The following is a 20,997-nucleotide window of genomic DNA, read 5'->3' as shown; positions in this document are numbered from 1 at the left end:
CGAAAGCGAAATCGGGTCCAAAGTATTCCCACATGACCCTGCCTCCTTCTCGCGAAGGCTCCGCCGGGCGGCAATGGGCTGACTTGCGAACATGAAAAAGCCCCGTCCGTCACCGGCGGGGCCTTCCGGAAAATCTCTATGCGCTTTGTTCAGCGCAGGCGAAATCTCTCGGTACCCCCGCTCATGGTGGTCTCGATGAACCAGCTGCAAATGCTGATCGTGCGATGCAAAACGCCCATAGCGATCACTCCAAAATTTCGAAATGCGATGGCGTCCGATGCGCAATGCCAAACGCGCGCATGAGAGGCCTGATGGCGGCAGGTAAACAGACCGGACGGCCGCCGTCTGTGGCGCAATTCACATTGCGGTATGACTTTTTTGGGGCCGATTGAGCGAAGCGTCCGTCAACGTCATTGGACAAAGCGATGGCCGCAACGGCTCAACCCATCCGGTGACAGGATGGGCACTCACAGGCGCACCTCATTCTTCGCGCTGCCTCTCAGGCATTCGACTTGCTTCCCGTCCCCACCGTCCGCTTCACCACCCACCCGAGCGTAGACCCCTGCACGATGATGCTGAACAGCACGACCGCGTAAGTGGCCGCCAGGATCAGCGGCTTCGCGGGCTCGTCCGGCAAAGACAGTGCCAGCGCCACCGAGATGCCGCCACGCACACCGGCCCAGGTCAGGAACGGCGCGTTCGCCCATGAGAGCATTTTCGTCCAAGCGAACAGCAGCGGCTGCACGCCGACCGAGACGAACCTTGCCGCGAGCACGATCGGAACAGCCGCCGTGGCGAGAAGCAACGTCCGGGGATCGAAGCGCAGCACGAGCGTTTCGAGGCCGATCAGGAGGAACAGCACCGAGTTGAGGATCTCGTCGACCACGGTCCAGAGCGCGAACACGTAGCGCTGGGTCCGCTCGCTCATCGCATAGCGCGGTCCGCGATCGCCGATCAGAAGACCGGCGGCGACCATCGACAGCGGGCCGCTGACATGCAGGTGCGAGGCCAGCGCGTAGGTCCCGGTCACCAGGGCCACCGAGATCAGCACCTCGACCGCATAATCGTCGATCAGGCGCATCGCGCGGTAGGCGACGTATCCGGTGGCGATCCCGAGCAGGATGCCGCCGACGGCTTCGCGCAAGAGCAGCTCGGCGACGTCGCCCACCGAGACCGAAGCGCCCCCGCCGGACGAGGCGAACCGCAGCAGCAGCGTGAACAGCACGATGCCGACGCCGTCGTTGAAGAGCGCCTCGCCTTCGGTCTCGACCTGCAGGTCTTTCGGCACGTTCGCGTTACGCAACGTACTGAGAACCGCAACCGGATCGGTCGGGCTGATCAGCGCGCCGAACACCAGCGCCCATGCGAACGGGACGTGGAAACCGGCCACCGCCGCGACGCCCCAGAACAACACGCCGGCGACCGCCGTGGAGATGATCGTGCCGAACACCGCGAGCAGGAAAACCGGCACCGCCCGGCTGCGCAGCATATCCAGATCGACGTGCAGCGAACCGGCGAAGAGCAGGAAGGCCAGCATGCCGTTGACGACGATCTCGGTGAAATCGATCTGCTGCATCCCGTCCCTGAGCTGCTCGAGCAGCCGCAGTCCTGGAAACAGCGTATCCGCGCCGATCAGCACCAGCGACGTGACCACGCTCATCACCAGCAATCCGACGCTGTGCGACAGCGGCAGGAACTTGTAATTGAGCCAGCCGAACAGCGCCGACAACGTCAGCAACACGGCCGCGACATCCATGATCGAAAGCACGAAAACTCCTTGTTCCGGTCACGAGCCTACCACGCTGGAAGCGGGTCTCCTGCAGTCCCTCGAAATTGCCTTTGCGACCGTGCGTTTTCCCCCTACAATTCCCCACCCCACAGACTTGCAGCGGAACTCATTAGACGCGGAGGAGAAGCTATGTCCAAGCCGGAAAGCTTCCCGATCGAAAAGATCTTCGTTCCCACGAAGCAGAAGAAAGCCATCAAGCCCGAGACCGTCGCGGAGGTCGCGGAAAGCATCATGGAGATCGGACAGCAGGAACCGATTTCCATCAGGCGCGACGGAGACCGCCTCGTTCTGGTCGAGGGACTGCATCGGTTAGAGGCCTGCAAGGCGCTCGGCGAGACGACCATTCTCGGTGTCCTTGTGACGGCCGAGCTTGCGCAACACAAGCCGCAGCTCGCCGAACGCCCCGAAGTCGAGGCTGAGCGCCTCAAAATGGCGCGATTGAAACAGTTGCGCCTGGAGAAGGAAGCCGCGGAGGCCGCGATGGCGGCCACAAAGCGCGCTGGCGCAATGGACGCGCCGCGCACCCGTTCGGCGAAAGGCATCCGCGACAATCCGAAGACGTCGGCGGGCCGGACTGTGAAATCGGCACCGAAAACATTGTCGGACTGGATCACGCAGCAGAAGAGCAGCGGCGGCCGCTATTGATTGCGGGCCGCCCTCCTATCACCGCCGCTCGTTGTCAGGATGCATGAAGATATCATGCACCAGCCCGAGCTTCCCCAAGCCCAGAATGATCAGCCCATTGATGTCGATCTCGTACCAGGCGTGCGAGAGATAAGCATCGCGCGGGAAGCGGTGATGGTTGTTGTGCAGCCCTTCGCCGAAGGTGAGCAGCGTCGTGACCAGTTCGTTGGTGGTGCCGTCGTCGAGCTGGTAGCGGCGATAGCCCCAGCGGCCGTTGCTGTGGCAGACCGAGTTGACCAATGAGGTGGCCATGGTCATGAGATAGCTGCGGAACAGGCCGGAGAACAGCACGCAGCCGATCATGGTGTGCACGCCGCCGAAGGCGTAGCCGATGCCGCCCGGAATGATCAGCGCCGACAGCGCGTACCAGTACCAGCGCGTCCGCGTGAAGAACATGGCGATCGGGTCGGCCAAGATATCCCTGGCATAGTATTCGGCATCGGTGGTCGCCTGGTCCCACACCCAGCCGCCCTGTGCGTGCCCCATCCCCTTGGCGAAGGAGGCGATGCGGCTGCCGAAGCCGTCATAATAGGGACTGTGAACGTCGCCGGGCTTGTCGGAGTGAAGATGGTGGCGGCGGTGGTTGCTGACCCATTTCAGGATCGAGCCCTGCACTGCCATCGTGGCGATCGCCGCCAGGATCGTCCGCATCGCCGGACCGCAGCGGAAGCTGCGATGCACGAAATAGCGATGCATGAAGCCGATCCCGATCGTGCTCAGCACGAACATGCCGGCGAAGACGGACATCTCCACCCGCCCGATGCCTTGGGTGAAGGCCCAGACCAGCGCGCCGATCGAGCCTCCGATCATCAGCGCGAAGGAGATGTAGGAATCGCGAAACTTGGCGTCGACGACGGGCCCTTCGACAAGGACGCCCGGCGGCATTTTCGGCCTCGCTCCCTGCTCCGGCACCACGCCCTCGATTACGGTCATTTCAGCCAGTCCATGGATGGAAAAGTCATTGTGCTGCAACGCAGGGTACAGACGCCGCCAGCGTCCCGCAAGGACCCGGGCGGCCGTAGAAGCGCGGAGTCATGATCTGAAACGATCGGGACGCGTGCTAAAGCGCGATGAGATTGGGGTGAATCAAGTCGCCGCGGGCTCGGTGCACCTCTCCCGCTTGCGGGAGAGGTCGGCAGAACGCGCCGGGTGAGGGTTCTCTCCTCTGGGGGAGTGTCCCGTTGCGGAGAAACCCTCTCCTCCAACCCGCCCCCGCAAGCGGGGGAGGGAGCGCACCTTTCTTGTCGCGGCAGATGAACCTGATCTCATCATGCTCTAGCTGGTCGGCTTGCCGGAGCATCGACTCGATCAAAAATTCATCCCGCTTCAATCCCGCGCCCGGCGCATCGCCTCCTCCAGCTTGCGCCGCTGCTTGTCCCAGCGCGCCTCCTCCGCCGCCGCACGTTCGTCGAGCGCGGCCAGCTCCGCTTCGATCTCGTCCAGGCGCGCCTGATGCTCCTGCCGCGCCTTGTCCAGCGCGGCTTGCGCGGCCGCGACCGCTTTGTCCCGGCGCTCGCGCGCCTTGGCGCGGGCGGCCTCTTCCTTGCGGCGCTCACGTTCGCGGCGCTGCTCTTCCCTGGCGAAGGCCGCGACGGCTTTGCGCGCTTGCGCCGCGTCGATCTCAGGCTTCGCGGCACGCTTGGTCGCGCTTTTGGCCGGGCGCTTCTTCGGTTTCGATCTGGACTTCGACCTGGATCTCGCCGTGTCCTCGTCGCCAGCGAGGTCGGTCGGCAGTTGGGCGTGCTCGGTGAACGGGCCGTCCGTTCCGACCGGACGCCTCAGCACGATTCCGGGCGCCGCCATGGTCGCGGCGACGATGTCAGGATCGTCGGTCTCCTTGGCGATGCCCTGATGGAACAGGTTGGACTTGGCGCCCCAGGCCTCCAGCGCCGCCTTCATCGAGGGTGCGGCGACCGCCTGGTCGTAGAAGCCGAGCGAGGTCTGAAACGTCTTCAGCTTCCTTGATGGCTTTTTCGGCATGTCGCCTCAGGCGGCCGCAGCGATCTCGTGTCCCTCGGCGGTCTTCACCACCAATACGGCCAGCGCCATCCCTCATAGCGAATGTACGACGGCACCAGCGGCGGACCGTAAGGATCGACGCGATCGTCTTCGGGGCGATACCGATAGCGGGGAACGACGTTGTAATCCCACGGCGTGGGCCTCAGCACGGGCGCGGTGACGATGAGCCGCTCCTGCGGCGCGCGAACGACGACAGCCTTCCGCGTCCGGGCTTCAGTGCCTGATGACCCCAGCAGCACAAGGGCCGTTCCGAACGCGCAGGCGACAGTCATGATCTTCATGCGATGGTCTCCTTCCCGCCAAGAGTGCGGGAGGACGCCAGCCAAGGCAAGCGATTTCGCCTTCAACTTCTTGAATGACACGCCGTGCAGTAGGGTTGGCGCCGCGCCCCATCTCTCTCGGCTGCTATAATGCGTGGGCACGCTCCGCTTTTGCCCACCTTCCGGGACCTTCGCTGCGGCTCAGGCCGCGTGCTTGCCCGCGGCTTGAGGCGCGGTGATATCCTTCAGGCACACGTCGCTGTGGTGGATCGCGAGAATGTTGATGCCGAGCGTCATCAGTTGGTAGCCATGGTCCACCAGCCATTGCTCGAGCTGCCTCGGATCCGTCTTGATCTTCTCGATCAGCAGCATCGGGCGATACGTCTTGATGGTCTCGCACGCGCCGGCAAGGGCCTCCAGCTCCATGCCCTCCACGTCGATCTTGATGAAATCGAGCCGCGGCAGATTGAGCTCGTCGAGCGTCATCTTGCGCACGATGACGGTGTTATTGGTGTAATCGATCGGTTGACCGATGAATTCGTTGCTGGGGCGTGGACGCAGCTCCAGACTGCCGAAGCTCGACGGCGTGAAGTAATCCGGATTTGGAACCTGCATCGTGCCTGATTCGGAAGACACGGCCGCATGTACCGCCAGCGCGTTGAAGCAGTTGTTGATGGCGATGTTGCCCGCGAGCGCGTAGTAGATCCGCTCCTGCGCCTCGATCGCGATCACCGAGCCCCAGCCCGTCATCACCGATGCCCATTCGATCGTGTGCACGCCGATATTGGCCCCGCAATCGACCGCGATCACGCCATCGCCGTGGTGCTTGCGCCGCAAGGCCAGCAGTTCGAGCGCGATCTTGACCTCGCCGGGATCGAACGCGGCGGCCTCCAGGATCTGATAGCCGACGCCGTAGCCGCGATCAGGACCGACCATGCGATAGTCGAACCGGTTGACGATCATCGTGCCATGGCTGGACGACGTCATGACAAAGGCCAGCTTTTGCCCCGCGATCGGCATTGCAGAATCTCCCCGCACTTTGCGTGGATGCTGATATCGCAGGGGGCGCTTATGCGAGGCTTGCCTTCGATCCGCAGTGCCGCAGGTTGCGCAAAGGCGCCAGGCGCCGTGCCCACCATCTCTCTCCGTTGGCAAACAATGCGTGGGCACGCTTCCGCCTTCGCCCTTCGAGCTACGGCGGACAAGTCGCTTTTGCCCACCCTACGAGCGCCCTGGCTACACGGCGCTGTCAATTGCCCCGCAAGCTCAAGATGTACTCCGACAGCGCATCGGCCTGATCGGGCGCAATCACGAGGTTCGGCATGTCATGGTGGCTGGTCCGCCAGAACACCTTGAGCGAGAGCGCCGTGGTGCCGTTGCGATCCGCGACGGCCTGGAAGCTCGGAGCGAGGTCGAAGAAGCCGGACATGCCCGGCTCGATGGCGTGGCACGGTTGACACCAAGCCTGCGCGAGGCGATGTCCTTCCGAGACCTTGCGCAGCGAAGGCCTGGAGGCGCCGGCCGCGGTGTGGATGACGCCGAAGAGAAACAGGATCGACAGCGCGATCAGGACGGCGAGGCCGAGGTAAATTCGAATGCTGCGCGACATCGCTCTGCCCTCGCCTTCGCTTGCGTGACTTGATAAGCGTAAGTCGGAGCGCGCGGCCGCCAATTGATCTGCATCAAGTGGGCGGCGCGATGCGCGTAGGAAGAGATGCAGCGCCATCGCTCGGGAAGGACGATCATGAACGGCAATCGCTATTACGGCGTCCGCGTCGAGGGCGCAAAATACGGGGTGGGCTTCGGCTCCGCGCTCGCCATCGCGATCTCCTACACCAACAACCACTCGATCCTGTGGGCGATCATCCACGGGCTCCTGGGCTGGCTCTACGTGATCTTCGTCGCGCTGTTTCGCTGACGCTCCGCCGCTTTCCACTCTCTAGCTTCGAGATCGAGACCATTATGACCGACGCCACCAAATGTCCGAACTGCCAATCGGAGCACGCCTACCAGGATCGCGATCTCTGGGTTTGCCCGGAATGCGCCCATGAATGGAGCGCGGCCGGCGATGCGGCCGCCGCGGTGCCACAAGAGGCCGCCGTGCGCGACGCCCATGGCAATCTGCTCAGCGACGGCGACAGCGTCATCGTCATGAAAGACCTCAAGGTCAAGGGCTCCTCCTCCGTGGTCAAGGGCGGCACCAAGGTCCGCAACATCCGTCTCCAGGACGCAACCGACGGCCACAACATCGCCTGCAAGATCGACGGCATCGGCGCCATGAACCTGAAATCGGAGTTCGTGAAGAAGGCGTGAGGCGCAGCGGATGCGGCCCCGGTGATGACACTGGGGCTGATCCGCGCAGCCGTTCACCATGGCATCATGCGCCTGTTTTGCCCGACGGGTCAACCGTTATTCGGGATCGCCGAAATCCGAAAAAAACGCAGGCATTTCTACTGTGCATGGGGTTGTTTTCGCGATTCTGCTAGCGCTGCCTTTGCGCGAGGTAGAAACCGCACAGCACCGTCACGAGGCCTGCGGCCTGCAATGACGTCGGCGGCTCGCAGAGGTCAGCGCCCAGATCAGCTCACCCCACGCGCTTGCAGGTCTGAAGCGCGCCGGCGAATGCGGAAGGCGCACATCAAGCTTCCTCGCCGAACACCATGCGCCATCCCTTGCGCGTATCCATGTATTCCCGGACCTCGCGGATGCGGTCGCCGGCAACCGTGAACACGAAGCAATAGTCGTTCTCATAGGGCTTGCCACCGGGGAGAGTCGCGCGCATCCGCTCTTCCACGATCACGGTATCGCCGTCGGCGTAGACCCCGCGAAAGGCGATATCGATCCCACCAAACATCCTGTGCATCTCCTGCGCGATGAAGCGCGCGATCTGCCTCGCCCCGACCATGTGGTCGGTGTGATCGAGCGCGACCGCCGTCGCGTTGCCTTTCGGCGCGATCCATTCGGCATCGTCCGTGAACAGCGCCGCAATGCGATCCACATCGCGTGACGAGAAGGTTTTCCAGGCGTTGAGGACGATGTCCTTTGGGCTGATCACGATGCGCTCCCTCGGCTTGCGAGATCTGAAGCGGCGTTCTAGGCCCCGAGGCGCGATGCGGCTCGCCATAATCGGACTCGGTCATCCCACGGCTGTTCCACCGCCGCAGGCATGCGCTATCATCCCCCCATGTTGACCTTCGAGATCTGCAATGCCGCGCGGCTGCGCCGCGATCCCCGCTATGACGGGCGCTTCTTCACGGCGGTGAAGACGACGGGGATCTATTGCCGTCCGGTCTGCCCGGCCAAGCATCCGCTGACGCGCAACGTCACCTATTATCCGACGGCAGCCGCAGCGGAGGCGGCCGGATTTCGACCCTGTCTGCGTTGCCGTCCCGAGACCGCGCCGTTCTGCCCGGCCTGGAATGGCACGCGCTCGACGGTCGCGCGCGCGGTGAAGCTCATCGATGCGGGCGCGCTCGACCAAGACAGCGTGGTGGCGCTCGCAGCGCGCCTCGGCATCTCGTCGCGTCATCTGGCGCGATTGTTCGAGCGCCATGTCGGCGCAACGCCACGGCAGCTCGCCAAGACCTTGCGCGTCCAGCGCGCCAAGCGTCTGGTCGACGCCGGCGATCACACCATGACGGACATCGCATTCCAATCCGGCTTCGGCAGCCTGCGCCGCTTCAACGCCGCCTTCGCCGAGCTCTACGGCCGATCGCCGTCGAGCCTGCGCGCGATGCGCAGGACATCATCGCTCAGAAAAACCCGGGACTGAGATCGAGCCCATAGGTCAGGCTCAGCACGAACACGAACAGCGCGGCGGCGGCGAACAATACGAGATGCCGCAGGATGAATGCACGCGACGAGGTGACGACAACAACAGCTTTCTGCGCAACGGGCATGACAGTCTCCATTATGAAAACGATTCTTGGCCGCCAATATGCGGCGCCCGCATCAAGCACGTTGATCGGCAAACCAACTGTTAAGGAGATCACACTCGTTTTGAACCGCGATACACAACTCGCGCATCACGAGGGATTTTCTGCCGACGGATTTCTCAGCCCGCGCATCAAGGCGAGACGCTTTGCGGGCCATGCAAAAAAAATGGCCGGGACGAGCCCGGCCATGATGTCGTGAAAAGCTTCGCACCGAGCTCAGCCCGGCGCGGCAGCAGCTTAACGGGCGGAACCCGTGGTCACCGTCGCGGTCTTCAGCTTGCGCGGCGCCAGGACACTGGCCTGGAGCGCCGTCACGCTGGTGGCGGGCGCCGTCACTTGCTGCTCGACATGGGCGGCGCCGAGCACGCGGACCTGCACAGGAGAGGCCGGAATGCCATTGGCCTCATAGGCCGGCAGCTCGGCCGCGAAGGTGGCAGTCGAGCTCGCGATGGCGAGGACAGCGGCTGCGATCGACAAAGTCTTTTTGTTCATGGTGATGCTCCAAGGAGAAGTTCGGAGCCAATGTAAGGCCGATTTGCTGCATTGCGATATGCGTTGCTGCATCGCAACAACGCGCCTCGCGCATGGCAATATATTTAACATGTCCAAAGGCTTGGACGAATCGCCAAGCGCTGGGAGTCAGCCGCCCATGACGTTGCCCCAGCCATCAAAGACGTAGGCCCTCCAGGCCACTGTCCCATCTCCCCGTGACCGGCTGGCCCGGCGATAATCCTCGGCCTGGTCGGCAGTCCAGGTGATGATCGCGCCGGAGACGCGATCATGCAGGATGGCGGGCTCAGCGGGATCGAAGGCGTCCATGGGACGAAGCGAGGAATGCGTCATGGCCGACCAACGCAGTGGCGCGGGCAAGGTTGCCGCGTGCGCCGGTACAGCTATCCAGCGGGAACCGGCGTTGTATTGGGGCAACACTGGCTCGAAAAGCCCATTCCGGGAAATTTGCGCCATTGCGCCGCCATATCATCCTCCGAACAATTGACGCGCCGCGTGCTTGGCTGTGCAATCTGGTTCGCTGGCGAACCTTGGAGGCAGGGATCATGAATGATCGGCGGTCTCTTCTTGTGGCGGTCTCATGCCCCTCGGCCGTGATGGTCGGCTGGCTGGCGCTCTCCCTCTCTGCCTACGCCCCGGCTCTGATCGAAAACAGCGGAGCCAACGCAACCGCGGTCTCCCGCGCGAAAGATCTCGCGCGTCTCGACCTCGCCGACATCCCGCGCGCAGCGACGATAGACGATGGCATCGCGCTGACCGCTGACATCGCCGCCGCCGCGGCTGCGACGCCGAGCGTGGCGATCATCGAAGCGCCACCGCCCGAAGTGCCCGTCCCCGCCGTCCAGCTCGCCTCGGCGGATCCGATCGACATCGTGCCGCCGGCCACCCCCGCCCCTCAGATTGCACCTGAACCTGCAGCCCCGGCCAGCGAGGCCGAGGCTGAGCCCGCGCCCGCGCCTCCCGTCAAGCTCGCGTCCGCCGATCCCGGCGATGTCGTGCCGTCGGAAACCCTGTCGCCCGCAGCGCTTGCGACCGGCCCCTCGACCGAGAGCAAGGCATCGCCACCCGCCGACACCGTCGCCGTGCTCGACGAATGCTTCTCCATGGATGCCTGCATCGACCGCTATCTCTGGACACTCTATCAGCGCACGCCGAAGGAAGACTCGATCAAGGTCGAGGACCGCCGTGCCGTCACCATCAAGCGCAAGGGCAAGATGGTCACGGTGATGCGCAGCTACACAAAACTCGTCGACGAGGATTTTGCCTGGAAGGATCCGAAGGCGGCCGAGCACGCCAACATGCCGCTGATGGACTACGTCATCGGCGGAATGGACAAGAGCTTCAAGCAGAAGCTGTTTCGCACGCTGCTCGCGGCCGAGGCTGCCGGCCTGTCGCCGGGCATCACCAGCGCGTTCCGCGACGATTACCGGCAGTCGATCGCGAGCGGCTTGAAGGCGGCCTCCGATCGCTCCTATCATGGCGGCAGCTCTCGCGGCGGCTACGGTCACGGCATGGCAGCCGACATCGTCAGCATCAAGGGCGATAACCGCGCGCAGCGCTGGGCCTCCACGGAAGTGCTGTGGAAATGGGTGGACGCCAACGCCAAGGCGCTTGGCATCGGCCGGCCCTATCTCGGCCGGGATCCGCCGCATGTCGGCCCCATCGACGGCCAGGAATACATCTCCAAGCGCGGCGTTGCGACCGACCGCAAGGAAGCCGCCAACGTCAAACCAAAGAAGGCGCGCGCAGTCGCCAGCGCCAAGCCGTCGAAGGCGCAGGCCGCCCGGCTGCAGAAGAGCTCGGCAAAGCCGCAGAAGTCGGCGCAGTCGGCTGCGAAGCGGACGACCTGATCCAGGCTTACCTGCCCGATGCCGGCAACGGCACCAGGCACATTTCGGCCGATCCGGTCTGCTGCGTGCGAACGAGCACCGCGAAGATCGTCTCGACCGCAAGCCGCACCGCCGCCTCGATCGCCGCCCCCTTGGCAAGATGCGCCGCAATCAGAGCGGTGAGCAGGTCGCCGGTGCCGTAGGGGCGGATCGGCAGCCGCGGCGTTGCAAATCGTGACAATTGCCCATCCGCGCACAGGATCGTCTCCACCTGCCCTGCCGGCGTATCGGCCAGCGCGCAGCCGGTGGCGACGACATCGATCCGGCGGTGCCCAGCAAGCGCGGCTGCCGCGCCGCGCAAGCTGTCCGTGTCCGCGATCGTGACGCCGGAGAGCATCTCGAGCTCGAACTGGTTCGGCGTGACCAGGTGTCCCGCCGGCAACAGGCGGTGCCGCACCACGTCGAGAATGCCGTCGGCGACATAGATGCGGCCGTCATCCCCGATGACGGGATCGCAGAGATAGATGAGCTTCGAATTGCGCGACAGCGCGCGCTCGACGAAATCAGCGACGACGACCGCGTTGTCGGGCGAGCCGAGATAGCCGGTGACGAGCACAGCGGCTTCATCGACAAGATCCCGCTCTTCGACGCCGGCAAGCAGATCCGCGACGAGCTCGGCATCGAGCACCCGCCCGCGCAAGGTCGGGTAGCGCGGATGGTTCGACAGCAGTGTGGTGGGCACAGCGGCGACATTTACGCCCTCCGCCTGAATGGCGTGGACCGCCGCGCTGTTGCCGACATGGCCGTGGACCACCTGGCTTTGAATGGAGATGACGAGCATGCAGAGGTCCGTAAAACCAATCGTGACGCGGGGCAAGCCTAGCGCGGATCACGAGATGTCGTAGCCGAGCCCCGGCCGCAGCGCCTGCATCTTCCGCGCCAAACGCCGGTGCCCCGTCTCCTCCGATCGTGCCAGCTGATTTGCAACCGCGACATGGTCGGCATCGCTCTTGTGCTGATTGAGCTTGGCTTGCCCCTCGATCTGGTCGACCACGATTTCGGCGACGCGGATCGCAGCCAGCATGCTTTCGCGCTTGCCTGGCTCCATCTGCGCAAGAGTCCACGGCTCTTTCGGCAGCCGCGACTCGGCGACGGCAAGCAGCGCATCACCATGGCCGCGATTCTCCTCGTGACCGCGCAGATGCGCCACACCCGACAGATGCACGGCTTCGTAAAGCCAGGTCGAGACGTTGTCTGGCGAGGCGTACCAGTCGTTGGAGATGTAGGCATCGTCGCCCGCGACGATCAGCAGGAACCGCCTGACGCCGTCGGCAAGCTCGACCAGCGGATTTCTTGCCGTGAAATGGATCTGCACGATCGCATGCCCGTCGCGCTCGGACAGCACGAAGGGCACGTGCGAAGCGCGCGGGCCTGTCGCATCTGCCGTGACGATCACGCCGAAGCCGCGCCGGCGCGCAAATTCCAGCGCGCGCTGCTCCTCGATGCGAAACTGGGGGCGAAGGATATGCATGGTGCCGTACTCGATCCGGACGAAGGCAATGCAATGCTAATCTATGCTGCCGCCGATTCCGAAACGATATCGAGCCGCAAATGCACAGGTCAGGAATGCCCGCCGCGGCGGACCAGCTCATCGAGATAGGCGCAGAACATGTCGGCCAGCCCCTCGGCGTGGCGCATGATCTCCGCCTCGCTGCGCGGCGTCTCGGAGAACCGTTTCCCCACCGATGCCAACGTCGTCTTGATCAGCTCGCCGGCAAGCTCGCGTGTCGCATCCGGGACCTCCGGCAGTGCCTCGCCCATGAAGACTGCGATGATGCCCTCGCCGGCCGCCCGCGCCTCCTGCGCCTCGGGCGCGTCACGATAGAGCGGCGCCGCGTCGCTCAGCGCGCCACGGATCGCGGCTTCCTCACATTCGGAGCGAACGAAAGCGTGAACCAGCGCGCGCAGCCGCGCCGGCGGTGGCTTCGTGCGATCCGCGAGAATGCCGCGCAGGAGCTCGCTCGTGCTGCGCCATTCGTCGCTCTGCAGGCGGAACAGGATCGCCGCCTTGTTCGGAAAATATTGGTAGAGCGATCCGACGCTCACCCCGGCTCGCTCCGCAACGCGCGCGGTGGTGAAGCGTTGCGCGCCCTCCTTCGCCAGGACCTGAACAGCCGCATCCAGAATGGCGGCCACCAGTTCGTTGGAGCGGGCCTGCTGCGGCTGTTTTCGTGAGGAAACTGAACGAGTTCGACGATCGGCCATGGGGCGCCCAACGGAATGCGAATAGGAAATGCGACGAATTAGTCGTATTTCAGCTCATGCGCAAGCACGCGCTTTGAACTCTGGAGTCGCCCATGATCACCCCCACAATCACCTCGCTTGCGCCGCTGCTGGATCGCCTGTTCGACCAGGCCGAAGCAGCAGATGGCGCAACGCAAGCTGCCGTCGCTGATTTGAGCGACGCTGACCGCGCGCGGATGATGCGAAGCAAAACCGATTACCGCGACCTCTACGCACGCCTGAAGGACGCGCCGCTCGCGGTCTCGCGCGAGACCGGCCAGTTGCTCTACATGCTAGCGCGCAGCTCGCGCGCGAAGGCGATCGTCGAGTTCGGCACCTCGTTCGGTATCTCGACCCTGCACCTCGCCGCAGGCTTGCGCGACAATGGCGGTGGCCGCCTCATCACCAGCGAGTTCGAGCCGGCCAAGGCGGCGCGGGCCCGCGAAAACCTGGCGGCCGGCGGGCTGATGGATCTCGTCGAAATCCGCGAAGGCGATGCGCTGCAAACACTGAGCGCCGACCTGCCCGATCAGATCGATCTCGTCCTGCTCGACGGCGCCAAGGCGCTCTACCCTGAGATCCTCGATCTGGTCGAAGATCGCCTGAAGCCAGGCGCGATCATCGTCGCCGACAATGCGGACTTCAGCCCCGACTACCTGGCGCGCGTCCGCGATCCCGGCTCCGGTTACATGTCCACGCCCTTCGCCGACGACGTCGAGCTTTCCGTCCGGATCAATTAGGACCAGGTCGAACGCCTCGCGACCCTTCGGAGCCGCCGCGAGGCGGCTTCATCGTTTCGCCCCTGGAATGATCAGGGCTCTCCCCTGTCGCAGCGTCGTCACTCGGGCGTGATAGCCGGCAAGGCCATGTCGCGTGCTGAATCTACGAACCGCGCGATTCTTTCGCGCGCCACGCCCGAGAGCTCCATGCCGTCCGCTTTCACCTCTTATGCCGCGCTTGCCCTCGCCATCGTCTTGGAGGTGACGGCGTCCGCCTTCCTGCAGCAATCCGCCCAGTTCACCCGGCCCTGGCCGACGCTGGCGATGGTGCTGTTCTATGTCGCCTCGTTCTATGCGCTGTCGGTCGCGATCCGCGTCATCCCGCTGAGCATCGCCTATGCGATCTGGGGCGGCGTCGGCATCATCCTGACCGCCACCGTCTCCTTCGTGCTGTTCCGCCAGATGCTGGACGCCGCGGCCTTCGTCGGCATCGCCCTGATCGTATCAGGCGTCGTGGTCATCAACCTGTTCTCGCAAACGACGGCGCATTGAGGTCGGCGAGCTTCGCCACGCCTACGCGGCTAGCCGAAATCGGTGCTACTGACCTTGTACCGGCTTGGGTGGATGCGGCTTGGATCTGGATTTTGCGCCAGACTTCGCCGGAGCATTTGGTGGCGGCGTATCGACCGACACTAGGTACGCGGCGAGTGCCTTGGCGGTGTCGGGACCGGCCGAATAATGGTCCTGGAGAAACCAGGACAGCGTCAGGCTGTAGCGCCCCTTCGCCAGCCCCCGCGGGCTGCGATGGCAACTCGCGCAGCCATCCGCGAAGAGCTTTTCGGGCGACTTGCCGGCGTCGAGATTTTGCGCGGAGGCAGGCGGCGCCGTCAGTACGACGCCTGCTGCAGCAATGGTCCCGAGAATCATCAGAGGCGCGACAACTTCGTGCCCCCGTCGGATAAGCGATCTCACTATCGTCCCCAAGCCCGTCTTGCGATCACGCCGCCAGCAACTGATCGAACTCCGGCGGCGCATAGGCCTTGCCGTCCTGATCGGTGATGACGACTCGCCAGCCTTCGCTGGCCCAAACTTTCGCCTTCGCCACGATGAGCAACCGGCTCTCGCGGGCAAAACTGTACTTCTCATTGTCGCGTTCTGCGACCATTTTATAGGCCAATTCGCATCCCCTGCGTTGCCCTGCACCCGCTCTCGTCGTGGCAGCGGGCTTTGGCGGCAATTCGCCGGGAGCGTGGCAATTTGGTGCCGTTCGCTGCCTACCCGCGCAGCGTCCGGACGAACCGCCGAATGTGATAGAGATCCGAATACCGCGCAGAAACCGCCAGCCGGGCTCCGGCCCATCGCCGCCGCGACGGAACCGATAGCGCTCGGGGGATCCGCTCAGTGGACGCGGATCACATGTGGCCGGCCGAGATCAATCAGGCCCTGCACGGCCGACAGGCGGTCGTCGAGAGCGGCAATGGTGAGCAACAAATTGTTGCGACGCTCATCGAGCAGGCCCATCTCGGCGCCGGAGAGTTTTTTGCTCGTCCGCTCCTTGTGGATGCCCTCGAGAGACTTGCGCAAGCCGGCAATCAGGCTGGCCAGCTGCTTGGCCTCTTTGGTCATCGAACGCTTCGCAACATTCTGGCGGCGCGACTCCGCCTGGCTCTGTCTCATCTTCATCCTCCCGTGCCCCGCTGCCCCGAGTGGAATGCTTACAGCTTTGGGTAGACATCTTACGATCAATGAAATCTGCCAGCGAAGAACCTTCTTAAATTTTACGCGCACGGAACCGAAGCCAGTTGCCAGCAAAAAGCCCGGCACGAAGGCCGGGCTTTTCAGCGTCGCTAGTGCTTCTGTGGCCCGCCGCCATGCGGGGCGGCGTTGATGTGCGGAGCGCCGCCACCGCCCGCCGGATGCGGCATCGCAGGTGCGGCCGCGCGCGGTGCCGGCATCTGCGCATGCGCATTCATCGGCGCACCACGGCTGACGTTCGGCTGGGCCATATGCGGCATCGCAGGCCGGGCCGCCGGCGCGGCAGACATGCGTGGCGCCTCATGCGCCCGTGCCATCGGCTGCGCGTGTACCGCGGCCCGGGCCGAGGTCGGCTCGTGCATCATGCGCGCCTGCGCATCACGGGGATTGCGCGTCTGGACGGCGCTACGCTCATGCGCGATGCGTTCGCCTGGCCGGGCTCCCGTCCGGTCGGCTGTCGCTGCGGCGTCGCGCTTTGCGATGGCCGCATCGCGCCGCGAAACCGTGGCATCTCGGCCGGAGATCGCGGCAGCGCCGGTGACATTGCCCTTGCCGTGGATGCCTTCGCGGTCGAGCGCGACCGCCGCGTCACGCGTGGCTGCACGACCGATCCGGGCAGCGTGCGGGTCGATCGTCATCCGCGTCGCGAAGCGTTCGTGGGACGTCCAGTAGCTATTCCAGTAGGCGTGGCGACGATACCAGGGACGGCCCTCGTAATAGCTCGACCAGTACGAGCTCAGTACGAAAGGAACGACCGGCACGTCGATCTCATCGGCATAGTCGGGCAGGTAGACATAGTGGTTGCGATAGAGATATTCGAGGTATTGCGAAGACACCCAGCCGCGATCATCGGAGAAGCTCACATCGCACCAGGCATCGCCGCGCAGGCAACCATGAATGTTGACGCGAGCGCCCTCGGGAATGCGATCGACCAGCGGAAAGCCCGGTCCCGGCCCGGCGCGCAGACCGGTGGAGACGGTGACGATACCCGGCGCGGCCAATGCGGCCGTCGGGGTGAGCAGCAATGCTGCAACTAAAGCGGTTCTCAGTCTCATGGCGAAGTCCTCCTTTGGGAGGCGGAACGCGCGAGCGGAATAAAGCGTTCCGCTCACGATCATCGCTTCAGCCTAAAGATTGAGACAGGATGCGGCGCGTGGTTCAATATTCATCCGCCATTCATCGGCGGAGCAAAGGCTCACTTCACCCGCAGCATGAAGGCGTCGAAATAGGCTGTCAGCGCCGTAAAATCCTCGAGCGGCAGCACCTGGGCCACATATTGATCCGGCCGCACCACGACCATGCAGCCAACCTTCCGATCGATACCGCGCATCGTGAAAACGTCGTGGCCGCTCTTGAGATCCGGGCAAAACATCTTCTCGTAGTCGGACAAGCCGTAGCGGCCCTTGCTCGGGAGCAGCAGAGGCGGCATCTTCTCGAGCTCGATCTCACGATGATCCTGCTGAAACACCGCGCGCAGATCGATGACACTATCGATGTCGGAGCTCCCAGGCGTGTATCGCAGGATCGGCGATTCCCTGGCTTCGGCGAGGAAATTGCACAAGGCGCGAATGGCCGAGCTCGACGACGCGGGATTCTCGGCAGGCGAAAACGCGTAGATGCGGAAACGCCCGTCGGCCGTCCCCGCGTGGCCAAGATGCACCGGCTTGGCATCTCCGAGCCGGATCACGGGCGCGGAGTGGAATCGTTTGCCTATGACGAAACCTGGCGCGAGATGCTGATGCGACGCCGCGCCGGTCAGGATCGACGGCGCGTAATGCGTCGCGGTGCCCGCAGTGTAGCGGCCGTGCCTGACGAAATAGTCCTGCGTCTTCGCCGCGTCGGCGCCGCCGGCCTTGGCCGCGGAGGCCAGGATGCCGGCCCATTCGCGATCGAAGTCGATCAGCTCCTTCGCCACCGCCTGCCGCTCCGCAGAATAGGAATGCAGCAGGCTCGGCGCAGACTGCTTCCGCAGCACGGCGGCGAGCTTCCAGCCGAGATTGAAGGCGTCCTGCATCGAGACGTTCATGCCCTGCCCGGCCTTGGGACTGTGCGTATGGCAGGCATCGCCGGCGATGAAGATGCGCGGCTGCCGCGTTGCGATCTCGGATTCCGGCACGTCGTCGAACTTGTCTGTCAGGCGCTGACCGATCTCGTAGACGGACCACCAGGCGATCTCCTTCACCTCGAGCGTATAAGGCTTCAGGATTCGCTGCGCCTTCGCAATCACGTCGTCGGCCGTGATGTTGCGGTTGGCGACGCGCTCGCCGACGTCGAGCTTGGCCAGCTCGACATAGATGCGGACCATGTAGCCGCCTTCGCGCGGGATGATGAGAAGGCTGCCGTCCTTCGCCGACTGGATCAGCGTCTTGAAGCGAATATCGGGAAAATCGGTCACCGTCAGCACGTCCATCACGCCCCAGGCGTGGTTGGCGGAATCGCCGTGCAGCTCGCGGCCGATCGACTTGCGCACCGTGCTGCGCGCGCCGTCGCAACCGACGACATAGCGCGCCTTGATGGTCTCGACCTTGCCCTCATCAGGGCCATCGACGCGTTCGAGGCGCACGGTCACGGCGTGATCGGCGGGACCTGCGGCCGCATCGATCTGGAGGTCGATCAGGCGCCTTCCGTAATAGGGCTCGAGCTTGGCCGGTGATTTGCGCATGAGGTCGAGAAAGCCGTCATGAACGCGCGCCTGGTTGAGGATGACGTGCGGAAATTCCGACAGGCCGTCCTCGACGTCCTGCACCCTGCCGCTGCGGACGATCTTCTCCGGCGCCCGCTCGTCCGGCTTCCAGAACGTCGTCTCGTTGACCCAATAGGCTTCCTTCAGCACCCGCTCGCTGAAGCCAAAGGCGTGGAACATCTCCATGGTGCGGCAGGCGATGCCGTCGGCCTGACCGACCAGGAGACGGCCCGGCTTCTGGTCGACAATGCAGGTCTTGATGTCGCCGAATTGCGCGAGCTGGGCGGCCAGCGTCAAACCGGCGGGGCCACAGCCCACAATGAGGGCGTCGACCTCGTCGGGGACAGCGCCCAAAGCACCGGGCGCCGGCATGCGCTCGGCGGGATCGGCAATCTCGGGATCGCCCGGCTGGAATCCATTGAGATGGAATTGCATGAGCACCTCCCCCGCTGACGCCTTGTTCTATTGCTCAGTATGCTGACTATCAGTATACTTGTCAATGATCGGCACCGTCCGCATCGCGAAGGAGAATTCGGTGAAAGACAACATCGACATGCCCGGCCATCTGGCGCGGCGCTTCCAGCAGATCGCGGTCGCGGTGTTCCTGGCCGAGGTCGGCGACGCCGGCTTTGACCTCACTCCGGTACAATACGCAGCGCTTGCGACCATCAAGGCCAATCCGGGACTCGACCAGGTGACCCTCGCAGGCCTGATCGCCTACGACCGCACCACCATCACCGGCGTGATCGACCGTCTTGTGCAGAAAGGTCTGATCGAGCGCCGCGCCAGTCCGCGCGATCGGCGCGCAAGAGAGCTCGAAATCACCGACGAGGGCCGCCGCACGCTGCGCAGGATCACGCCGGCGGTGGAGTCCGCCCAGCGCATCATGCTGCGAGGTCTCAATGCCAGGGAGGGCGAGGAATTGATGCGGCTGCTCCGCAAGGCGACCGCGGCCGGCAATGAGCTTAGCCGTGCCCCGCTGCGCCAGGCGGAGGCTTAGAGCGCTTCGGGAATATGGGTCCTGCTTCGCATCAAGAAGCTGGCCTCCGTATTTCTATCGGTATTTTGTCGCGGATCCGCGAAACCTGGAGCTAACCTTCGGCTGTTAGGGTCGGCAACATTCTGCGCTTAACGCGCCATTAACTTTGCCGGTTCGGGAGATCAGGATGTTCAGGTTCACCATCGCGGCCGCGGCCATCGCGCTCTCGACCGTTCCTGTGCTTGCCAACGGCCATGGCGGCGGCGACGCCCCTCCTCCGCCCAAGCCCGAGGCAACGACGGCGCCGGCGAAGGTGGTCCTGACCAAGCAGGGTCCCAAGCTGGTCGATCTCAAAGGCATGACGCTCTACACTTACGAGCGCGACACCAACGGCAAGAGCTCGAACTGCAACGGCAAGTGCACCGAGAGCTGGGTTCCCCTGGCCGCGACCGTCGACGCCAAGGCCGTCGGCGACTTCACCGTGATCAGCCGCAACGATGGCAGCAAGATGTGGGCGTACCGCTATCGGCCGCTCTACACATCGCCTGCCGACAAGGCGCCCGGCGATGCCAATGGCAACGCCACAACTCTGCAATGGCGCATCGCGCGACCTGAAAATTAAGGCCGGAGCGGCGCGCGTCCGTCACCGTAGCGCGCACCCGCGAGCTTGGCCTGGGCTGCAGCGGCTGCGCTCGCGAAGGGCTTCACCCGCGCCAGCTCGGTCCCGCCTCGACCTGCGCGCTCTGCCCTGGCGGCAGGACCACGACGGTGGCGTTGAGCTTCACCCGGTCGAACAGGTCGATGACGTCCTCGTTACGCATCCGGATGCAACCCGACGAGATCGCCTGGCCAATATATTCCGGCTGGTTGGTGCCGTGGATGCGGTAAAGCGTGTCCTTGTTGCCGACATAGAGATAGATGCCGCGCGCCCCCAGCGGATTGGCGGGGCCGCCGGGCACGCGCGCCGGATAAGGCCCGAGCCGCGCCTGGATTTCGGCGGTCGGCACCCAATCCGGCCATTCCGCCATGCGGCCGACGCGCGCAACGCCCGAGAAGGCCATGGCCTCTTCGCCGACCGCGACGCCGTAGCGGATCGCCTTGCCATCGGGCAGCACGTAGTAGAGATAGCGCGCGTCGGTATCGACCAGGATGGTGCCCGGCTGCTCCTTGCGCGGATAATCGACGACGTGACGGAGATATTGCTCAGGCACATTCGCCTGGGCGTAAGGCGCATGGGCCAGCAATTGCCGATCGCGCGGCGTCATGCTCGCGTCGGTCGACGGCGACAACGTCGCCTGCATGCAGCCGCCAAGCGGCAGCAAGGCGGCAAGGAAAACTGCGATCGAAACTCTTGGCACCGCCGGCCCCCGATAGCGGATAGCAGCGCCCCCAGCACCGCGAGATGCTGCCCAAATCGTGCTTAAAACAAGGCAGCGTGGAACACGTGCCCGTGTTCGGCCGATCCGGTTCCATCACCACATCTGGCGGAAGACGTCGCAGTCTCTCCATCGCCTCGCCTTGCTTTGGTCAAACCCGGCTGGACTCGTGCGCC

29 protein-coding genes are annotated in these 20,997 nt (G+C 64.3%); 10 read left to right on the top strand and 19 right to left on the bottom strand.

The genetic code is table 11. The features are described from left to right. Positions 1 to 499: 499 nt before the first annotated feature. On the bottom strand, positions 500 to 1,768 hold the full coding sequence (locus IF809_RS03575; protein WP_462836832.1) for a cation:proton antiporter: 1,269 nt from the start codon (positions 1,766 to 1,768) through the stop codon (positions 500 to 502). Between the two features lie 150 nt (positions 1,769 to 1,918). Between IF809_RS03575 and IF809_RS03570 the strand changes: the two genes are divergently transcribed. Further along, positions 1,919 to 2,434 carry a ParB N-terminal domain-containing protein gene (locus IF809_RS03570; protein ID WP_462836831.1) on the top strand — a complete coding sequence of 172 codons (516 nt, stop codon included), beginning with the start codon at positions 1,919 to 1,921 and terminating at the stop codon, positions 2,432 to 2,434. An 18-nt stretch (positions 2,435 to 2,452) separates the two neighbouring features. Here IF809_RS03570 and IF809_RS03565 read toward each other — a convergent pair whose 3' ends face one another. The 5 genes from IF809_RS03565 to IF809_RS03545 all read right to left on the bottom strand — a co-directional run bounded on the left by IF809_RS03565 (position 2,453) and on the right by IF809_RS03545 (position 6,361). After that, complete coding sequence (locus IF809_RS03565) at positions 2,453 to 3,406, bottom strand: acyl-CoA desaturase (protein ID WP_462836830.1); 954 nt, start codon at positions 3,404 to 3,406, stop codon at positions 2,453 to 2,455. Positions 3,407 to 3,799: 393 nt separating this feature from the next. Then, positions 3,800 to 4,453, bottom strand: coding sequence for a cell envelope biogenesis protein TolA (locus IF809_RS03560; protein WP_462836829.1), 654 nt, complete (start codon positions 4,451 to 4,453; stop codon positions 3,800 to 3,802). Positions 4,454 to 4,497: 44 nt separating this feature from the next. Beyond that, positions 4,498 to 4,773: a hypothetical protein gene (locus IF809_RS03555; protein WP_453979136.1), complete on the bottom strand. Its 276-nt coding sequence runs from the start codon at positions 4,771 to 4,773 to the stop codon at positions 4,498 to 4,500. A 180-nt stretch (positions 4,774 to 4,953) separates the two neighbouring features. Then, a complete protein-coding gene (locus IF809_RS03550; protein WP_462836828.1) occupies positions 4,954 to 5,772 on the bottom strand; it encodes an FkbM family methyltransferase in 819 nt (272 codons plus the stop codon). Positions 5,773 to 6,001: 229 nt separating this feature from the next. Further along, positions 6,002 to 6,361: a c-type cytochrome gene (locus IF809_RS03545; protein ID WP_164938646.1), complete on the bottom strand. Its 360-nt coding sequence runs from the start codon at positions 6,359 to 6,361 to the stop codon at positions 6,002 to 6,004. A gap of 135 nt (positions 6,362 to 6,496) precedes the next feature. On the opposite strand from IF809_RS03545, the gene IF809_RS03540 reads away from it, so the two are divergent. Beyond that, positions 6,497 to 6,670 (top strand): hypothetical protein, encoded by a 174-nt coding sequence (locus IF809_RS03540; RefSeq protein WP_164938645.1) that lies wholly within the window; start codon positions 6,497 to 6,499, stop codon positions 6,668 to 6,670. A gap of 44 nt (positions 6,671 to 6,714) precedes the next feature. Beyond that, entirely contained in the window at positions 6,715 to 7,065 is a 351-nt protein-coding gene (locus IF809_RS03535) for a zinc ribbon domain-containing protein YjdM (RefSeq protein WP_462836827.1), read from the top strand. Positions 7,066 to 7,390: 325 nt separating this feature from the next. On the opposite strand, the gene IF809_RS03530 is transcribed toward IF809_RS03535, so the two are convergent. Then, a complete protein-coding gene (locus IF809_RS03530; protein WP_462836826.1) occupies positions 7,391 to 7,807 on the bottom strand; it encodes a nuclear transport factor 2 family protein in 417 nt (138 codons plus the stop codon). A 129-nt stretch (positions 7,808 to 7,936) separates the two neighbouring features. Here IF809_RS03530 and IF809_RS03525 point away from each other — a divergent pair, with 129 nt between their 5' ends. Next, complete coding sequence (locus IF809_RS03525; protein ID WP_462836825.1) at positions 7,937 to 8,524, top strand: bifunctional transcriptional activator/DNA repair enzyme AdaA; 588 nt, start codon at positions 7,937 to 7,939, stop codon at positions 8,522 to 8,524. Here the strand turns inward: IF809_RS03525 and IF809_RS03520 are convergent. After that, positions 8,505 to 8,651, bottom strand: coding sequence for a hypothetical protein (locus tag IF809_RS03520; protein WP_164938643.1), 147 nt, complete (start codon positions 8,649 to 8,651; stop codon positions 8,505 to 8,507). The two genes, IF809_RS03525 and IF809_RS03520, sit on opposite strands and share 20 nt — an antisense overlap. On the opposite strand from IF809_RS03520, the gene IF809_RS03515 reads away from it, so the two are divergent. Beyond that, a complete protein-coding gene (locus IF809_RS03515) occupies positions 8,650 to 8,886 on the top strand; it encodes a hypothetical protein (protein ID WP_462836824.1) in 237 nt (78 codons plus the stop codon). The two genes, IF809_RS03520 and IF809_RS03515, sit on opposite strands and share 2 nt — an antisense overlap. Positions 8,887 to 8,924: 38 nt before the next feature. On the opposite strand, the gene IF809_RS03510 is transcribed toward IF809_RS03515, so the two are convergent. Continuing rightward, positions 8,925 to 9,179, bottom strand: a complete 255-nt coding sequence (locus IF809_RS03510; protein WP_128965964.1) for a hypothetical protein — start codon at positions 9,177 to 9,179, stop codon at positions 8,925 to 8,927. A 147-nt stretch (positions 9,180 to 9,326) separates the two neighbouring features. Continuing rightward, complete coding sequence (locus IF809_RS03505) at positions 9,327 to 9,557, bottom strand: hypothetical protein (RefSeq protein ID WP_462836823.1); 231 nt, start codon at positions 9,555 to 9,557, stop codon at positions 9,327 to 9,329. Between the two features lie 185 nt (positions 9,558 to 9,742). On the opposite strand from IF809_RS03505, the gene IF809_RS03500 reads away from it, so the two are divergent. Beyond that, positions 9,743 to 11,047, top strand: a complete 1,305-nt coding sequence (locus IF809_RS03500) for a M15 family metallopeptidase domain-containing protein (protein ID WP_462836822.1) — start codon at positions 9,743 to 9,745, stop codon at positions 11,045 to 11,047. A gap of 7 nt (positions 11,048 to 11,054) precedes the next feature. On the opposite strand, the gene pdxY is transcribed toward IF809_RS03500, so the two are convergent. From pdxY to IF809_RS03485, 3 genes are all read right to left on the bottom strand, one after another. Beyond that, a complete protein-coding gene (pdxY, locus tag IF809_RS03495) occupies positions 11,055 to 11,867 on the bottom strand; it encodes a pyridoxal kinase (RefSeq protein ID WP_462836821.1) in 813 nt (270 codons plus the stop codon). 48 nt (positions 11,868 to 11,915) lie between these two features. Next, complete coding sequence (locus tag IF809_RS03490; RefSeq protein WP_462836820.1) at positions 11,916 to 12,557, bottom strand: FMN-binding negative transcriptional regulator; 642 nt, start codon at positions 12,555 to 12,557, stop codon at positions 11,916 to 11,918. 89 nt (positions 12,558 to 12,646) lie between these two features. Then, positions 12,647 to 13,291 carry a TetR family transcriptional regulator gene (locus IF809_RS03485; protein ID WP_128965959.1) on the bottom strand — a complete coding sequence of 215 codons (645 nt, stop codon included), beginning with the start codon at positions 13,289 to 13,291 and terminating at the stop codon, positions 12,647 to 12,649. Positions 13,292 to 13,383: 92 nt separating this feature from the next. Between IF809_RS03485 and IF809_RS03480 the strand changes: the two genes are divergently transcribed. After that, complete coding sequence (locus tag IF809_RS03480) at positions 13,384 to 14,049, top strand: O-methyltransferase (RefSeq protein ID WP_462836819.1); 666 nt, start codon at positions 13,384 to 13,386, stop codon at positions 14,047 to 14,049. A gap of 186 nt (positions 14,050 to 14,235) precedes the next feature. Further along, the gene (locus tag IF809_RS03475; protein WP_128965957.1) at positions 14,236 to 14,580 is read left to right on the top strand and encodes a DMT family transporter; all 345 of its coding nucleotides are present in this window, start codon (positions 14,236 to 14,238) and stop codon (positions 14,578 to 14,580) included. A 45-nt stretch (positions 14,581 to 14,625) separates the two neighbouring features. Here IF809_RS03475 and IF809_RS03470 read toward each other — a convergent pair whose 3' ends face one another. From IF809_RS03470 to IF809_RS03450, 5 genes are all read right to left on the bottom strand, one after another. Next, positions 14,626 to 14,955: a hypothetical protein gene (locus tag IF809_RS03470; protein WP_128965956.1), complete on the bottom strand. Its 330-nt coding sequence runs from the start codon at positions 14,953 to 14,955 to the stop codon at positions 14,626 to 14,628. 70 nt (positions 14,956 to 15,025) lie between these two features. After that, complete coding sequence (locus IF809_RS03465) at positions 15,026 to 15,205, bottom strand: hypothetical protein (protein WP_128965955.1); 180 nt, start codon at positions 15,203 to 15,205, stop codon at positions 15,026 to 15,028. Positions 15,206 to 15,426: 221 nt separating this feature from the next. Continuing rightward, a complete protein-coding gene (locus tag IF809_RS03460) occupies positions 15,427 to 15,705 on the bottom strand; it encodes a hypothetical protein (RefSeq protein WP_128965954.1) in 279 nt (92 codons plus the stop codon). A 170-nt stretch (positions 15,706 to 15,875) separates the two neighbouring features. Next, positions 15,876 to 16,838 carry an SH3 domain-containing protein gene (locus IF809_RS03455; protein WP_128965953.1) on the bottom strand — a complete coding sequence of 321 codons (963 nt, stop codon included), beginning with the start codon at positions 16,836 to 16,838 and terminating at the stop codon, positions 15,876 to 15,878. Positions 16,839 to 16,978: 140 nt separating this feature from the next. Continuing rightward, positions 16,979 to 18,901 carry an FAD-binding monooxygenase gene (locus IF809_RS03450; RefSeq protein WP_462836818.1) on the bottom strand — a complete coding sequence of 641 codons (1,923 nt, stop codon included), beginning with the start codon at positions 18,899 to 18,901 and terminating at the stop codon, positions 16,979 to 16,981. A gap of 100 nt (positions 18,902 to 19,001) precedes the next feature. On the opposite strand from IF809_RS03450, the gene IF809_RS03445 reads away from it, so the two are divergent. Together IF809_RS03445 and IF809_RS03440 are read left to right on the top strand one after the other, a co-directional pair. Next, a complete protein-coding gene (locus IF809_RS03445; protein ID WP_462836817.1) occupies positions 19,002 to 19,466 on the top strand; it encodes a MarR family winged helix-turn-helix transcriptional regulator in 465 nt (154 codons plus the stop codon). 166 nt (positions 19,467 to 19,632) lie between these two features. Further along, a complete protein-coding gene (locus IF809_RS03440; RefSeq protein ID WP_462836816.1) occupies positions 19,633 to 20,067 on the top strand; it encodes a COG4315 family predicted lipoprotein in 435 nt (144 codons plus the stop codon). Between the two features lie 82 nt (positions 20,068 to 20,149). On the opposite strand, the gene IF809_RS03435 is transcribed toward IF809_RS03440, so the two are convergent. Next, on the bottom strand, positions 20,150 to 20,746 hold the full coding sequence (locus IF809_RS03435; protein ID WP_188637405.1) for a L,D-transpeptidase: 597 nt from the start codon (positions 20,744 to 20,746) through the stop codon (positions 20,150 to 20,152). Between the last annotated feature and the right edge of the window lie 251 nt (positions 20,747 to 20,997).

Source organism: Bradyrhizobium sp. UFLA06-24 (genome assembly GCF_054967145.1).
The sequence above is the reverse complement of the archived record's forward strand: the minus strand, read 5'-3'. Positions and strand labels throughout refer to the sequence as shown.

Excerpts from the sequence above, each read along its gene's own strand:
- IF809_RS03570 (WP_462836831.1), top strand. The coding sequence starts at position 1,919 with ATGTCCAAGCCGGAAAGCTTCCCGATCGAAAAGATCTTCGTTCCCACG.
- IF809_RS03565 (WP_462836830.1), bottom strand. The coding sequence starts at position 3,406 with ATGACCGTAATCGAGGGCGTGGTGCCGGAGCAGGGAGCGAGGCCGAAA.
- IF809_RS03560 (WP_462836829.1), bottom strand. The coding sequence starts at position 4,453 with ATGCCGAAAAAGCCATCAAGGAAGCTGAAGACGTTTCAGACCTCGCTC.
- IF809_RS03555 (WP_453979136.1), bottom strand. The coding sequence starts at position 4,773 with ATGAAGATCATGACTGTCGCCTGCGCGTTCGGAACGGCCCTTGTGCTG.
- IF809_RS03550 (WP_462836828.1), bottom strand. The coding sequence starts at position 5,772 with ATGCCGATCGCGGGGCAAAAGCTGGCCTTTGTCATGACGTCGTCCAGC.
- IF809_RS03545 (WP_164938646.1), bottom strand. The coding sequence starts at position 6,361 with ATGTCGCGCAGCATTCGAATTTACCTCGGCCTCGCCGTCCTGATCGCG.
- IF809_RS03540 (WP_164938645.1), top strand. The coding sequence starts at position 6,497 with ATGAACGGCAATCGCTATTACGGCGTCCGCGTCGAGGGCGCAAAATAC.
- IF809_RS03535 (WP_462836827.1), top strand. The coding sequence starts at position 6,715 with ATGACCGACGCCACCAAATGTCCGAACTGCCAATCGGAGCACGCCTAC.
- IF809_RS03525 (WP_462836825.1), top strand. The coding sequence starts at position 7,937 with ATGTTGACCTTCGAGATCTGCAATGCCGCGCGGCTGCGCCGCGATCCC.
- IF809_RS03515 (WP_462836824.1), top strand. The coding sequence starts at position 8,650 with ATGACAGTCTCCATTATGAAAACGATTCTTGGCCGCCAATATGCGGCG.
- IF809_RS03520 (WP_164938643.1), bottom strand. The coding sequence starts at position 8,651 with ATGCCCGTTGCGCAGAAAGCTGTTGTTGTCGTCACCTCGTCGCGTGCA.
- IF809_RS03510 (WP_128965964.1), bottom strand. The coding sequence starts at position 9,179 with ATGAACAAAAAGACTTTGTCGATCGCAGCCGCTGTCCTCGCCATCGCG.
- IF809_RS03500 (WP_462836822.1), top strand. The coding sequence starts at position 9,743 with ATGAATGATCGGCGGTCTCTTCTTGTGGCGGTCTCATGCCCCTCGGCC.
- pdxY (WP_462836821.1), bottom strand. The coding sequence starts at position 11,867 with ATGCTCGTCATCTCCATTCAAAGCCAGGTGGTCCACGGCCATGTCGGC.
- IF809_RS03490 (WP_462836820.1), bottom strand. The coding sequence starts at position 12,557 with ATGCATATCCTTCGCCCCCAGTTTCGCATCGAGGAGCAGCGCGCGCTG.
- IF809_RS03485 (WP_128965959.1), bottom strand. The coding sequence starts at position 13,291 with ATGGCCGATCGTCGAACTCGTTCAGTTTCCTCACGAAAACAGCCGCAG.
- IF809_RS03480 (WP_462836819.1), top strand. The coding sequence starts at position 13,384 with ATGATCACCCCCACAATCACCTCGCTTGCGCCGCTGCTGGATCGCCTG.
- IF809_RS03475 (WP_128965957.1), top strand. The coding sequence starts at position 14,236 with ATGCCGTCCGCTTTCACCTCTTATGCCGCGCTTGCCCTCGCCATCGTC.
- IF809_RS03470 (WP_128965956.1), bottom strand. The coding sequence starts at position 14,955 with ATGATTCTCGGGACCATTGCTGCAGCAGGCGTCGTACTGACGGCGCCG.
- IF809_RS03460 (WP_128965954.1), bottom strand. The coding sequence starts at position 15,705 with ATGAGACAGAGCCAGGCGGAGTCGCGCCGCCAGAATGTTGCGAAGCGT.
- IF809_RS03455 (WP_128965953.1), bottom strand. The coding sequence starts at position 16,838 with ATGAGACTGAGAACCGCTTTAGTTGCAGCATTGCTGCTCACCCCGACG.
- IF809_RS03450 (WP_462836818.1), bottom strand. The coding sequence starts at position 18,901 with ATGCAATTCCATCTCAATGGATTCCAGCCGGGCGATCCCGAGATTGCC.
- IF809_RS03440 (WP_462836816.1), top strand. The coding sequence starts at position 19,633 with ATGTTCAGGTTCACCATCGCGGCCGCGGCCATCGCGCTCTCGACCGTT.
- IF809_RS03435 (WP_188637405.1), bottom strand. The coding sequence starts at position 20,746 with ATGCAGGCGACGTTGTCGCCGTCGACCGACGCGAGCATGACGCCGCGC.